This window comes from Streptomyces sp. NRRL F-6492 (genome assembly GCF_001280125.1).
Lineage (GTDB): Bacteria > Actinomycetota > Actinomycetes > Streptomycetales > Streptomycetaceae > Streptomyces.
Genome location: NZ_LGEG01000031.1, coordinates 1 through 13,004 on the forward strand (window position 1 = coordinate 1; position 13,004 = coordinate 13,004).

A 13,004-nucleotide genomic window follows, 5' to 3' on the forward strand; every position below is an offset into this window, starting at 1 on the left:
GTCCGGGGCCGGGGGCGGGGTTGGAGCCGGGGTCGGAGCCGGAGCCTGGGTCGGGGTCTCCACCGGTGCCGGTGCCGGTGCCGGTGCCAGTGCCGTCGCCGTTCCGCCCTCGGCGGTCGGTGGTACGGAGACGGGTGCGGACGCCTTCGCCGTGGCGACGGCGGGGACCGGCGCCTCGACGGCCGGTTCCTTCCGTACGGCCGGTTCCTTCCGTACGGCCGGCTTCGTCAGTACGACCAGCTCCTTCCGTACGACCGGGGCCGTCGCCACCGGCGAAGGGGTACGGTCCGGCCCCTCCGCGCGCGTCTCCTCCTCGGCGGCGGGGTCCGGGACCTCGGGCGCCGGGGCCTCCGGCGCGTCGGGCGCCGGGTCCGGCGAGGTGTCGGCCACGGGACCCTCCGGGGCGTCGGCCTCCGGAGCCACGGGCGCGTCGGCCTCCGGAGCCACGGGCGCGTCGGCCTTCGGGTCCACCGGCGCCTCGGACTCCGGGGCGTCCGTCACGGGGGCCCGCGGTCCTTCCGTTGTCGGTGCCGGGGGCGGGGCGGGGTGGTCGCCCGGTGGGGTGCGGGGCGGGTTCGCCGGGGGTGGGGACGTGCGCGGGAGGGTGCCGTCCGTCAGGCGTCTCGCCGTGCGGGCCGCGTCACGTGAGGCCGCCGCGCCGGAGTCCGCGGGGTTCGGGGTCGGTGCCGTCATTCGGGTCCACCTCATGCTCTCGGGGTCATCGGAACAAGCGCCGCCAGGTCTCCGGGCCCGGGTAGCCGTCGGCCGCTCCGCCGCGCCAGCCCTGTGCCCGCTGGAACGCCTCGACGTTGCGGCGGTCCGCCTCCGTCCAGCGCGGACCGGGTCCCGACAGGTAGTGCTTGCCGAAGCCCCGCTTCACCAGTTGTTTGCCCAGCTTCTCCACATATGCGTTGGATCGGCCCGGACGGAAGGAGCCACGCCCGGGAAAGGGCGCGGCATTCGCGCTCGACCCGCCCGAACCACTCGAACCGCCGATGCTCCGGCCCTTGCCGGTCACGAGCAGCTTCCACGTGTGGGGCCCGGGCAGGCCGTCCGCCTCCCTGCCCCGCCACCCCTGCGCCTGCTGGAACGCCCGGGTCGCCCGCCGGTCCGCCCCGGTCCACCGCGGGCCGGGCCCCACGGCGTAGAACTTCTTGCCGCCGCGCGCGACGAGCAGCCGCCCGAGCCGGGTGACGTGCGCGTTGCTCCTGCCGGGACCGAACTTCGCCGCGCCGGGGAACGGCGGCACCGCGGACGCCTGCCCGCCCCCGGCGCCGCCGCTCACCACGCCCTTGTGGCGGTAGGCCACGTACCGGTCGGAGTTCTCCCAGTACGCCAGCGGCGTGGTCTTCTTCCGCGTCCGCGGCCTGGTCTGCTCGTAGGCGGTGTAGGAGGTGTGCGCGGAGTCGGCCCAGCCGCCGAAGATCGTGACGTGCGAGCCCCGGGTCGGATCGGCCGGGTTGTGGAAGAGCAGGATGTCGCCGGGCTGGAGGTCGGCGCGGTCGATCCTGTCGCCGAAGCGGTCGAGGCTGCCGGTCCACTCGTTGCCGCGCAGGTTCCAGGCCATGGAGACGTAGCCGGAGCAGTCCTGGCGGTAGCCGTCCGTCCAGTACTTCTCCATGGAGTACGGGACCCGTGCGGCGACCCACAGTTCGGCGCGGTCGATGATCTCGGCGCGGGTCGTCGGCCGCGGCACCTCGGCCGCGGGCTGACCGGCCGCCGGCGCGGGTCCGGATCCGGGGCCGGGTCCCGGACCCGGCGCGCCGTGCAGCGGCCCCCGCCCGCCCTGCGGCGTGTCGGGGCCGACGGCGGGGGCGGGGTCCGGGTCCGGCGCGTCTCCGGGCGCGTCCGCCGGGGCGTCTCCCGCCGCGTTCCCCGGCTCGTCCGCCGGCGCGTCCGCCGCGCGGGCGAGGGCGGTGGCGGCGTCGGACCCGCCGCCCAGGACCACGCCCGCCGCCGTCATCAGGACCAGGGCGCGGCGGGCGCCGCGGGCCGCCGGGTGGCCGCCCGCCCGGACCGGCAGGCCGAGGGCGAGGTCGCGCCGCTGCCGGGCGCAGCCCGGGCAGGGGCAGTCGGCCGCTGGTTCGATCTCCTCGAAGACCGGCACGCTCATGCGATTCCCCTCCACACTCGTCAAAGATGTTTTCGACCGTCGTTTGGGGTGCCTTCACGACAACTGTGGCGATAAATCACATTTTGACGGATCGACGGACCGATACGACCGTCCGACAGGCCGGAGGCGACTGTTATTGGTCAGGAGCACGTCTTCGCGTCGGGTAGAGTTCTCTCTGTCAGCAGGCGCCGCTAGCTCAGTTGGTTAGAGCAGCTGACTCTTAATCAGCGGGTCCGGGGTTCGAGTCCCTGGCGGCGCACGCAAGGTCAAGGCCCCCTCACCGATGGTGAGGGGGCCTTGGTCGTCTTCGGGGGTCTCAGGCTCCCGTCAGGTACGCCGACACCACCACGTTCGCCGTGTACGCGCCCGTGGCGCGGTCGAAGGTGCCGCCGCAGGTGATCAGGCGGAGTTCGGCGCGGCCGGGTTCGCGGGGGCCGTAGACCCGGGTGGCGTCGAACTCCTCGCGGGGGAAGACCTGCACGTCGTCGACGGTGAACTCGGCGACCGAGCCGTCCGTCCGGGTGACGAGGACCTTCGCGCCGGGGCGGGCCGCGCTCAGGCCGTAGAAGACGGCCGGGCGGGTCTCGGTGTCGACGTGGCCGACGAACAGGGCCGCCCCGGCCGCCCCCGGCTCGGTGCCGGAGCCGAACCAGCCCACCGTGCCCGGCGCCTCGAAGGGCGGCGGGTCGATGGCGCCCGCGCCGTCCAGGCCGCGCGCCACGACGGGCGCGTCGACGCCGAGGGAGGGGACCTCGACCCGCCGGGGCGCGACGGGCGCGAGCGGCGCGCGGGCCGGGGGCAGCTCCGCCCCGGGCGGGCGGCCGACGGCGGCGATGTCGCCGGTCGTCGGCGCCGAGCTGCCCGGGGGGCCCGCGTCCGTCCCGCCGCCCCCGAGCCAGAGGCCGAGGAACAGCAGCGCCCAGGCCGTGCCGGTGACGAGTCGCCCGGCGCCCGGCGGGCGGGTGCCGGACGGCACCGTCACTCCGGGCCCGTGCCCGTGCCCGTACGCCCGCTCGTGACGGAGGAGCCGTCGGTGCGGCGGCGGGAGCTGCGGAAGGCGACCGCCACGGCGGCGACGGCGGCCATGCCGAGGCCGAGCACGGTGTACGGGGTGCCGAGGCCGTTCTCGCCGACGGCCTGGGCGACACCGGGGGCGGCGGGCGCGGCGAAGGCGGCGGCGCCGCCCCCGCCCGCGCGGACCGGGGCGACCGGGGTCGCGTGGTGGGTGGGCTCGTGGGTGGGCCGGTGGGTCGGCTCGTGGCGCTCGACCCGTACGGTGCCGGCGTCGCGGTGCTCGTGGCCGTCGCACGTCACGCTCACCGGATACGTACCGCTGTCGAGTCCGGACCTGAGGACGGCGTCGCCGTACCTCGGGTACTTTCCGCCGTCCCGGCCGGTGAGCTCCGCGTCGGCGGTGAACGCCCGGGACCTCGCGGCGCCGGTCGTGCCCTTGCAGCCCTCGACCCGGACGTCCACGTCGTCGCCGGGCGAGGCCGTGGACGGGGTGACGGTGACCCTCACCCCGTCGTGGGCGTGTGCGCCGCCCGCCGCCGGCGCGAGGACGAGGAGCAGGGCCGCCCCTGCGGCGCGGAGAGCAATGGGACCTGAACGCATCGTGACCTCCTGGTTGGAAGGGTCACCCGTTCCGGCGCTTCTCGCATCCGCAGGGGGCCGACCGGGTGTGCGATCCGGGCCCCTTCCCGCAGGTCAGACCCGGTCGACGAGGTCCGCGATCGAGTCGACGATCCGGGACGGGCGGAACGGGTAGCGGTCCACCTCCGCCCTGGTCGTCAGGCCGGTCAGGACGAGGAAGGTCTGCATGCCCGCCTCCAGGCCGGCCAGGATGTCGGTGTCCATCCGGTCGCCGATCATGGCGCTGGACTCGGAGTGGGCGCCGATCGCGTTGAGCCCGGTGCGCATCATCAGCGGGTTCGGCTTGCCCGCGAAGTACGGCTCCTTGCCGGTGGCCTTGGTGATGAGCGCGGCGACCGAGCCGGTGGCGGGGAGCGGGCCCTCCAGGGAGGGGCCGGTCTCGTCGGGGTTGGTGCAGATGAAGCGGGCGCCGGCGTTGATGAGCCGGACGGCCTTGGTCATCGCCTCGAAGGAGTACGTGCGGGTCTCGCCGAGCACCACGTAGTCCGGGTCGTGGTCGGTGAGGACGTAGCCGATGTCGTGCAGCGCGGTGGTGAGGCCGGCCTCGCCGATGACGTACGCGGTGCCGCCGGGGCGCTGGTCGTCCAGGAACTTGGCGGTGGCGAGGGCGGAGGTCCAGATGTTCTCGACGGGGACTTCGAGGCCCATCCGGGCGAGGCGGGCGTGCAGGTCGCGGGCGGTGTAGATCGAGTTGTTGGTGAGGACCAGGAACGGCTTCCCGGTCTCCCGCAGCTTCTTGATGAACGCGTCGGCGCCGGGGATCGGCACGCCCTCGTGGATGAGGACGCCGTCCATGTCGGTGAGCCAGGATTCGATCGGCTTGCGCTCTGCCATGGGTGCGGGACTCCTGCCGTGCGTGTCGTGCGGGGTGCTGGGGGCGCCGCGACTGCGCTGTGGCGACGCCCCCAGGGTAATCAGGATGCGGTGATCTTGACCCCGTCGATCGTCCAGTACCAGTTGTTGGAGCCCGTGTAGCGGAAGCGGAAGCTCACGGTGGAGGCGCCGGCGGGGACCGGGACCGTGAGGGACTGGGGCTGGGAGAGGACGTCGGCGGTGTAGCTCTTGACGACGGTCGGGGTGCCGCCGTTGAAGCTCGCCAGGACCTGGGCGGTCTGGGAGCCCTCCTGGCGGTAGAGGGTGGTGAAGCCGAGGGTCACCGAGGACGCGCCGGAGACGGCGTGCGCGGGCGTGACCAGGGTGGAGTCGTACGTCCCCGAGAAGGTCTTGTCGGCCCACTCGTCGGAGTCGGCGACGGCGAAGACGCCCCGGGCCCGCACGTTCAGCTCGCGGGACTGGTCGCGCTGGGAGCGGGACCAGAACTCGTCGGTGGCGAAGGACCAGCCGCGCCACTCGGTCACGCCGCCGGTGCCCATCGCGTTGTTGATGACGGACCAGCCGCTGGGCGCGGTGCGGGTGAAGCCGAGGACCCCGGCGGGGATGCCGGTCTCGTCGACGCGGCCGGTCAGCGAGCCGTACAGGGTGTCGAAGGGGTCGGTGGAGCGCTCCTGGATCGGCTTGCCGTCCAGGCCCCAGGACGGGTCGGGGGCGATGCCGAGCTGGTGGAAGACGGTGGCGGCGACGTCGACCAGGCGGGTGTCGATGGGGCGGGCGCCGGCGGCGATGCCGGGGCCCTGGGCGAGGACGAAGGTGCGCCGCTCCTCGACGGCGGAGCCGCCGTGGCCGCCGCCGTCGGTGTGGCCGTGGTCGGTGGTGACGATGACGGTCCAGCGCTCCGAGGCACGGGACGGGCGGGCCTCGATCGCGGCGAGGAGCCGGCCCAGGTAGGCGTCCTGGACGTCGATGGCGTCGAGGTACTTGGCGTGGGCGGCGCCGTGGTTGTGGCCGATCTCGTCGGTCTCGCCGAAGTAGACGAAGAGGACGTCGGGGTTCTGGTGGCGCAGGACGTCCTCGGTGAGGTCGGTGATCACCTTGTCGTTGACGACGTAGTCGTTGTCGTAGACGAGCTTGGCGTCGGCGCCGGGGGTGACCGTGCCGTGGGTGTCCAGCTCGGGCCAGTCGACGGCGGCGAAGAGCGAGAGGCCGGGGCGGATCTGGTGCAGGCGGGCGAGGAAGCCGGGGTAGCGGCCGTAGTTCTTGCCGGCGAAGGTGTTGTCCTTCACGCCGTGCTTGTCGGGCCAGACGCCGGTGGAGATCGTGGACCAGCCGGGGCCGGAGGAGGTGGCGGCCATCGGGTTGGCGTAGAGCAGGGAGCGGCCGTAGGTGCCGTTGGCCATCAGGGACTTGAGGGTGGGGGCCTTGGCGGCGTCGATCCGGTCGTACCGCAGGCCGTCCATGCCGACGACGAGCACCTTGTCCTTGCTGGTGCCGTTCGGGAGCGTCGGGGCGGCGGCCGTGGCGGTCGTGGCCGCCAGGGCGGCGGGGGCGGCGGCGAGGCCGGTGGCGGCGACGGCCGCGGTGGCGCCCGCGGCGGCGAGGACGGTGCGGCGGGAGAGGCCGGTGGGCGGCATGGCGGGGTCCTCCGGGTGTTCTGCGGAAGGGGGTGGGCGCGCCAACGCCCCCGATTCCTCGGGGGCGTTGGTCCGTACCCGTTATCCTTCCGCGATCCGCGCGGGCGTTCCAGGGGCCGTACGGTGAACTCTCAGCTTCCGGTGGCGGACTTCCACGCGTCGACGTACGCCGTCAGGTTCTCGTCGATGTCGGCCCAGTCCGGCTCGAAGACCTCGACGCCTTCGAGGAGTCCGGCCAGTGCGACGGCGTTGGCGTCGGTGGGCCTGACGTCCTTGCGGGCCGGGAAGCCGCCGCCGACGGCGCTGACCTCGCGCTGGGCGCCCTCGCTCAGCAGGAAGTCGAGGAGCTTCTTGCCGTTCTCGGTGTGCGGGGCCTCGTCGACCAGGCCGGCGGCGTAGGGCAGGGCGAAGGTGGTGGGCCTGCCGTTCCCCTTGGCCGGGAACCAGATGCCGAGGTTCGGCATGGACCTGGCCTGGGCGAAGTTCATCTGGACGTCGCCGTTGGCGACGAGGAGTTCGCCCTTGTCCACCTTGGGGGCGAGCTTGGAGGTGGAGGAGGACGGGCCGACGTTGTTGGCCTGCAGCTTCTTCAGGTACTCCATGGCCGGGGCCTGCCCGCCGAAGTCGTGCATCGCCTTGATGAGGACGGCGGTGCCGTCGCCCGCGACGCCGGGGGTGGAGTACTGGATCCGGTTCTCGTACTTCTCGTCGAGCAGCTCCTCCCAGCTCTTCGGGGCCGTCGGCAGCTCCTTCTTGTTGTGGACGAAGCCGAAGTAGTTGTTGACGACGGAGGTCCAGGTGCCGTCGGCCGCCTTGTCGGCGCCGTCGACCCGGTCGGCGCCCCGCGGCGCGTACTTCTGGAGCAGCCCCTTGGAGCCGGCCTGCTGGATGAAGGGCGGCAGGGTGACGAGGACGTCGGCCTGGGTGTTGCTCTTCTCGCGGAGGGCGCGCTGCACCATCTCGCCGGAGCCGCCCTCGACGTACTCGACCTTGATGCCGGTCTGCTTCTCGAAGTCCTCGAAGACCTTGTCGTACCAGCCGTCGCCCGCCTCGCCCTTGAGGCCGTCGGCGCTGTAGACGGTGACGACCTTCTCGTCGGAGGCGGCGGAGGAGCCGCCGCAGGCGGTGAGGGAGGCGGCGAGGACGAGGGCGCCGGTGACGGCGGCGACCGGCTTGGCGTGCGTAAGCATGGCGTTGTTCTCTCCTGACGGTAAGGGGCTCAGCGGTACGAGGCTTTGGTGCGGACGCGGGAGACGGCGAGCAGGGCGAGCAGCGTCGCGGTCATGAGGACCACGGCGAGCGCCGAGCCGGTGAAGAGGGAGCCGCGGTCGGTGGCGGTGAAGACGAGCACCGGCAGCGGCGTCCAGTCCGGCGGGTAGAGCATCATCGTGGCGCTCAGCTCCCCCATGGACAGGGCGAAGCAGAGCCCGGCGGCGGCGTTCAGGGACGGCAGCAGGAGCGGGAGCCTCACCCGGAGCAGGACGTACGAGGGGCGGGCGCCCAGACCGGCCGCCGCCTGCTCGTACATCGGGTCCAGGCGCCGGATCGCGGCCGAGACCGACTGGTGGGCGAAGGCGGTGACGAGCACGGTGTGGGCCAGGATCACGATCCAGCGGGTGCCGTTGAGGAGCACCGGCGGCCGCGAGAAGGCGACGAGGACGGCGAGGCCGACCACCACGGACGGCACGGCGACCGGCAGCATGAAGAGCGCGTCCACGATCCGCCGGCCCCGCTTCCCCAGGGCCGCCGAGGCGAGCGCGGCCCAGGTGCCGGCGGTCAGCGCGACCAGGCTGGCGGTGACGGCCGTGACCAGGCTGGTGGTCAGGGCCCGGAGGGACTCGCCGCGCACGGCCGCCGCGTAGTGGGCGGTGGTCGGCCCGGAGGGGAAGGCGCCGGACCAGTGGGTGGAGAAGGAGGCGGCGAGGACGACGAGGAGGGGCAGGGCGAAGAGCGGCACGAAGAGGACGGCGAACAGGGCCCAGGCCGTCCACCTGCCCGTACGGCTATGCACCAGCACGGCGGCTCACCCCCCGGTAGAGGGCGTAGAGGCCGGTGGAGAGGGCGACGTTGACGACGGCGACGACGCAGGCGGCGGCGTAGTCGGATTCGAGGATCGCCTTGCCGTAGACGAGGGTCGGGAGGGTCGTGACGCCCTTGGCGCCGGTGAAGAGGACGATCCCGAACTCGTTGAGGCACAGGACGAGGACGAGGCTGCCGCCGGCGGCGAGCGCGGGCAGCGCCTCGGGCAGGATCACCTGCCGGACGATCCGCGGCGGCCGGGCGCCGAGCGAGGACGCCACCTCCAGCTGGGCCGTCTCCAGCTGCGAGAAGGCGGCGAGCAGCGGGCGCATCACGAACGGGGTGAAGTACGTGATCTCGGCGAGGAGGACGCCCCACGGGGTGGTCAGGAAGCGGAAGGGCCCGGTGGCGGCGCCGGTGGCGTCGGTCCAGATCCCGTTGGCCATGCCGACCGTGCCGTAGAGGAACAGCAGGGCGAGCGTGATCAGGAAGGACGGGAAGGAGAGGAAGACGTCGATGAACTTCGCCACCGCCTTCGCGCCGGGGAAGGGCACGAACGCGATCACGAGCGCGAGGGCGAAGCCGAGGACCAGACAGCCGGCGGTGGCCGCGACGGCGATCCACACGGTGGTGACGAGGGCGTCGCGGAAGGACGCGGAGCCGAGGACGGCGGCGTACGCGCCGGGGGCCAGGGACTCGCGGACGACGAGGGCGAGCGGGTAGAGGAAGGCGAGGCCGAGGACGGCGACGGGGGGCAGGGCCCAGACCCAGGCGGGGGCGGTGCGGGGCCGTCGCCTCTCGGGGGCGGCCGGGGCGGAGACGCTCAGGGCGCTAGCCACCGGTCACCCCCGGACCGCCCGCCGCCTCCGGACCACCGGTCACCCCCGCCGTGAGCAGCACCGCGTCCTCGGACGCGAAGTGCAGGGTGACCTCGGTGCCGAGCGGAGGCGTCTCCCTCAGCTCGCGGACGTCCGCCTTCACCCGGTGGCCCTCCACCTCCACGTACAGCCGGTGGGTGGAGCCGCGCCACTGGACCTCGGCGATCCGGCCCCGCAGGGCGTTCGGGCCGTCGCCGAGGCCGACGAGGTGGGGGCGGACGCAGAGGGTGGCCCCGGCGCCCGGCGCCGCTCCCCCGGTCGCCACCTCCAGCTCCGTCCCGCCGAGGGCCACCCCGGCCGCGCCCACCGTCACCGGCAGCAGGTTGGCGTTGCCGACGAAGGAGGCGGTGAACTCGGTGCGGGGCCTGCGGTACAGCTCCTGCGGGGTGCCGCAGTCCCGGAGCCTGGCCCGGTCCATGACGGCGATCCGGTCGGCGAGGGTCAGCGCCTCGACCTGGTCGTGGGTGACGTACAGGATCGACACGTCGGGCAGTTCGCGGTGGAGCCGGGCCAGTTCGGCCAGCATCCCGGAGCGGAGCTGCGCGTCGAGCGCCGAGAGCGGTTCGTCCAGGAGGAGGACGTCGGGGCGTACGGCGAGGGCGCGGGCGATGGCGACGCGCTGCTGCTGGCCGCCGGAGAGCTCCCGGGGGTGGCGGCGGGCGTAGTCGGCCATGCCGGTCATCTCCAGGGCCTCGGCGACCCGGCCGGGGATCTGGGCCTTGGGGACCTTGCGGGCCTTGAGGCCGAAGGCGACGTTGGCGTCCACCCTGAGGTGCGGGAAGAGGGCGTACTGCTGGACGACCATGCCGATCCCGCGCCGGTACGGCGGCAGGTCGGTGACGTCCCGGTCCCCGATGAACACCCGCCCGGAGACCGGCCGGACGAATCCGGCGACGGCCCGCAGCGCGGTCGTCTTGCCGGAGCCGGAGGGCCCGAGGAGGGCCATGACCTCGCCGGGCTCCACCGTCAGGTCGAGGGAGTCGAGGACGGTGGTGGGGCCGTAGGCGACGGAGACGGCGTCGAAGCGGATGCCGCTGGTCGTCCCCCGCGCTTCCGCGACCGCCCCTCGTACTTCCGCCGTCATGCCTCGTACTCCCTTATCAGCTCGGGGAGTTCCGCGACGGAGGCGAGGACGCGGGTGGCGCCGTGCTCCTTCAGCGCGGCCTCGCCGTGGGCGCCGGTCAGGACGCCGGCCACGATCCCGGCGCCGGAGCGGACGCCGGAGAGCATGTCGTACGAGGTGTCTCCGGCGACCGCGATCCGGCGCACGTCGTCGACGGCGCCGGTGCGGAGGAAGGCGCCGAGGACCATGTCGGGGTACGGGCGGCCCCGGCCGCCGGTGTCGGCGGGGCAGAGGGTGAGGGCGACGAGGTCGCGCCAGCCGAGGGCGTCGAGGATGGCGTCCTGGGTGACCCGGGCGAAGCCGGTGGTGAGGACGACGGTCCTGCCCTGCTCCTGGAGGGCGGCGATCGTCTCGGCGGCGCCGGGGAGCGGGGCGATCCTGCCGTCGGCGACGAGCTCCCCGTAGGCCTCCTCGAAGGCGAGGTTGGCCTCCTGGGCGCGCCGCTCGTCGCCGCCGAGGAGGTGGCGGAAGACGGAGATCTTCGACTCGCCCATGGTGGCGCGGACGTGGCCGATCATGGCGGCCGGGTCCTCGCCGAGGCGTTCGGCGGCGACGGTGAAGGCCTGCTCGACGAGGCCGTCGTCGGCGACGGTGGTGCCGGCCATGTCGAGGACGACGAGGTTCGTCTTGTTCGTGGTCACGCGGTTCACCAGCCCAGTTCGTTCGCGGTCGTCTCGGCGACGGCGGGCGAGCAGGTCATGCCCCGGCCGCCGGGTCCGGTCACCAGCCACACGCCGTCGCGGACCTTCTGGCGGTGCACGACCCGGGTGGTGTCGACGCACTGCGCGTACACCCCGGCCCAGCGGCGCCTGATCTTCGGCAGCGGGCGGCCGAGGAAGGACTCGACGACGCGGGTGAGGTGCTCGTAGGGGTCTTCGAGGGTGTCGAAGGCGAAGGGGTGCTCGTACTCGTGGGTGTCGCCGATGGTCAGTCCGCCGTCGAGCCGCTGGACCATGAGGAGCTGCATCCGGTGGGCGGCGGCGGTGGGGTCCTGCGCCTGGCCCGCGTTCAGCGCGTCGAGGGCGCCGGAGGCGTAGGCCGGGTAGTAGCGGAAGGAGTCGGCGTCCGCGACGGAGGTGGTGAGCGGTTCGCCGAGGGGGTCGGTCTGCATCATCTGGAGGCGGACCCGGCGGACCGGGATCTCGCCGGCGACCTCGCGGACCAGGCCGGAGAGCGAGGCGCCGGTGCACAGGACGACGGCGTCGCCGCCGTGGACCTCGCCCCGGTCGTCGCGGACGGCGTGCTCGCCGACGACCTCGCGGACCTCGCGGTGCGGCAGGAAGGTGTACTTCCCGGTGGCGAGGAGGGCCTCGCGGAGGGCGAGCTGCGCGGTGCGGGGCTCGACGGCGGCGTCCCGCTCGCACCGGAGCGCGGCCTCGAACTTCCCGCGCAGGGCCGGGTTGACCGCGCGGGCCTCGTCGGCCGTGAGCAGCGCGTAGCCCCGGGCGGCGGCGTCGGGGCGGGCCACGGCGGCCTCGGCGACGGCGAGTTCGAGCTCGTTGCGTACGGGGGTGAGGGAGCCGATGGCCCGGAAGCCGAGTCCGGGGACGCGGGCGCCGATGCCCTCCCACAGTTCGCGGGCGCGCAGGGCGGTCTCCAGCTCCTCCCCGCCGGCGCGGCCGCTCACCCAGATCTGGCCGAAGTTGCGGAGGGAGGCGCCGCGCGCCTCGGCCTCTCGCTCGATGTGTACGACCTCGTGGCCGCGTTCCACTGCGTGCCAGGCGTGCATGGTTCCCACCACGCCGGCTCCTACGACGATCACCTTCATGCCGACGACGGTCGCGGGGGCGGGTGGCCCGGACGGGGCCGGTGGACGACGGGACGGTGAACGGGCCGCCAAACTTGGACCAGACCCGTTACCTTTCCGTGATGTTGCGGACCTCCGCGTCGAAGGGCCTCCGCCGTCAGTCCTGGCGGCCCAGGTGGGTGGTGAAGCTGAAGCGGTCGCCCCGGTAGAGGGTGCGGACCCGCTCCAGGGGCCGCCCCGCGGTGTCCCGGGAGACGCGGTGGAGCAGCAGCATCGGCAGGGCGGGCGGCGTGCCGATCAGCAGGGCCTCGCGCGGGGTGGCGAGCACGGTCTCGATGCGCTCGTCGGCGTCGCCGAACGCGATGCCGAGCCGGTCGTGGAGGTAGGCGTAGAAGGAGGAGTCCGGGTCGAAGTCGGCGTCCAGGCGCGGGGCGCGGGCCTCGGAGACGTACGTGCTCTCCAGGCCGACCCGCTCGTCGTCGGCGAGCAGCACCCGCTCCATGTGCCAGACGGGCTCGCCGCGTGCGGCGCCGACCTCGGGGGCGAGCGCCTCCGGGCAGGGGAAGCGGTCGAGCGAGATCAGGCTGCGGCCGGGGCGGCGGCCCTGGCGGCGCACGCCCTCCGTGTAGCTGGCGAGCGAGAGGGGCTGTTCGAGCTTGGGGCCCGCGACGACCGTGCCCCGGCCCCGGCGGCGCAGCCGCCCCTCCAGGAGGAGTTCCCGGATCGCCTGCCGGACGGTCTCGCGGGACACCTCGTACCGGACGGCGAGGTCCCGCTCGGTGGGCAGCGACCCGCCCTCCCCCAACTCGTCCACCATCAGCGCGAGTTTCGCCTTGACGGCGTAGTACTTGGGGACGCGCCCGTGCTCGGGGACGCCGGAGCGGACGGGGGCGCCGGGAGTGCTCTGGTAGTTCACCGGGGGATGGTCGCAGACGGGGGTGAACGGGGAGGTGTACGGAGGGTGGCGCGGGGGTGCGGGGCGCCTGCCGGCGGGGGTGGGGGT

At 73.9% G+C, this 13,004-nt stretch carries 12 protein-coding genes, 1 tRNA gene and 1 pseudogene; 1 reads left to right on the forward strand and 13 read right to left on the reverse strand.

Annotation, left to right across the window (positions count from 1 at the left end; genetic code table 11):
• Nucleotides 1-501, reverse strand: a pseudogene (locus tag ADL08_RS05070) (hypothetical protein); the annotation flags it as partial.
• A 217-nt stretch (nucleotides 502-718) separates the two neighbouring features.
• Entirely contained in the window at nucleotides 719-2,113 is a 1,395-nt protein-coding gene (locus tag ADL08_RS05075; protein ID WP_053640828.1) for a peptidoglycan-binding protein, read from the reverse strand.
• Nucleotides 2,114-2,298: 185 nt separating this feature from the next.
• On the opposite strand from ADL08_RS05075, the gene ADL08_RS05080 reads away from it, so the two are divergent.
• Nucleotides 2,299-2,372: transfer RNA gene (locus tag ADL08_RS05080), tRNA-Lys, on the forward strand.
• A gap of 57 nt (nucleotides 2,373-2,429) precedes the next feature.
• Here the strand turns inward: ADL08_RS05080 and ADL08_RS05085 are convergent.
• The 11 genes from ADL08_RS05085 to ADL08_RS05135 all read right to left on the reverse strand — a co-directional run bounded on the left by ADL08_RS05085 (nucleotide 2,430) and on the right by ADL08_RS05135 (nucleotide 12,917).
• The gene (locus tag ADL08_RS05085) at nucleotides 2,430-3,095 is read right to left on the reverse strand and encodes a class F sortase (RefSeq protein WP_420709563.1); all 666 of its coding nucleotides are present in this window, start codon (nucleotides 3,093-3,095) and stop codon (nucleotides 2,430-2,432) included.
• Nucleotides 3,092-3,727, reverse strand: coding sequence for a hypothetical protein (locus ADL08_RS05090; RefSeq protein ID WP_053640830.1), 636 nt, complete (start codon nucleotides 3,725-3,727; stop codon nucleotides 3,092-3,094). Before ADL08_RS05090 ends, ADL08_RS05085 begins: the two co-directional genes overlap by 4 nt.
• Before the next feature lie 93 nt (nucleotides 3,728-3,820).
• Entirely contained in the window at nucleotides 3,821-4,600 is a 780-nt protein-coding gene (locus ADL08_RS05095) for an HAD-IIA family hydrolase (RefSeq protein ID WP_053640831.1), read from the reverse strand.
• 80 nt (nucleotides 4,601-4,680) lie between these two features.
• Complete coding sequence (locus ADL08_RS05100; RefSeq protein ID WP_053640832.1) at nucleotides 4,681-6,234, reverse strand: alkaline phosphatase family protein; 1,554 nt, start codon at nucleotides 6,232-6,234, stop codon at nucleotides 4,681-4,683.
• Between the two features lie 131 nt (nucleotides 6,235-6,365).
• Complete coding sequence (locus ADL08_RS05105) at nucleotides 6,366-7,424, reverse strand: 2-aminoethylphosphonate ABC transporter substrate-binding protein (protein ID WP_053640833.1); 1,059 nt, start codon at nucleotides 7,422-7,424, stop codon at nucleotides 6,366-6,368.
• Between the two features lie 29 nt (nucleotides 7,425-7,453).
• Nucleotides 7,454-8,251 carry an ABC transporter permease gene (locus ADL08_RS05110; RefSeq protein WP_053640834.1) on the reverse strand — a complete coding sequence of 266 codons (798 nt, stop codon included), beginning with the start codon at nucleotides 8,249-8,251 and terminating at the stop codon, nucleotides 7,454-7,456.
• Entirely contained in the window at nucleotides 8,238-9,092 is an 855-nt protein-coding gene (locus ADL08_RS05115; RefSeq protein ID WP_053640835.1) for a 2-aminoethylphosphonate ABC transporter permease subunit, read from the reverse strand. Before ADL08_RS05115 ends, ADL08_RS05110 begins: the two co-directional genes overlap by 14 nt.
• Nucleotides 9,085-10,215, reverse strand: a complete 1,131-nt coding sequence (locus ADL08_RS05120; protein ID WP_053640836.1) for an ABC transporter ATP-binding protein — start codon at nucleotides 10,213-10,215, stop codon at nucleotides 9,085-9,087. Before ADL08_RS05120 ends, ADL08_RS05115 begins: the two co-directional genes overlap by 8 nt.
• Nucleotides 10,212-10,895, reverse strand: coding sequence for a phosphonatase-like hydrolase (locus tag ADL08_RS05125; protein WP_267889549.1), 684 nt, complete (start codon nucleotides 10,893-10,895; stop codon nucleotides 10,212-10,214). Before ADL08_RS05125 ends, ADL08_RS05120 begins: the two co-directional genes overlap by 4 nt.
• 5 nt (nucleotides 10,896-10,900) lie before the next feature.
• Nucleotides 10,901-12,022, reverse strand: coding sequence for a TIGR03364 family FAD-dependent oxidoreductase (locus ADL08_RS05130; RefSeq protein WP_053640837.1), 1,122 nt, complete (start codon nucleotides 12,020-12,022; stop codon nucleotides 10,901-10,903).
• 136 nt (nucleotides 12,023-12,158) lie between these two features.
• Nucleotides 12,159-12,917, reverse strand: coding sequence for a GntR family transcriptional regulator (locus tag ADL08_RS05135; protein ID WP_053640838.1), 759 nt, complete (start codon nucleotides 12,915-12,917; stop codon nucleotides 12,159-12,161).
• Between the last annotated feature and the right edge of the window lie 87 nt (nucleotides 12,918-13,004).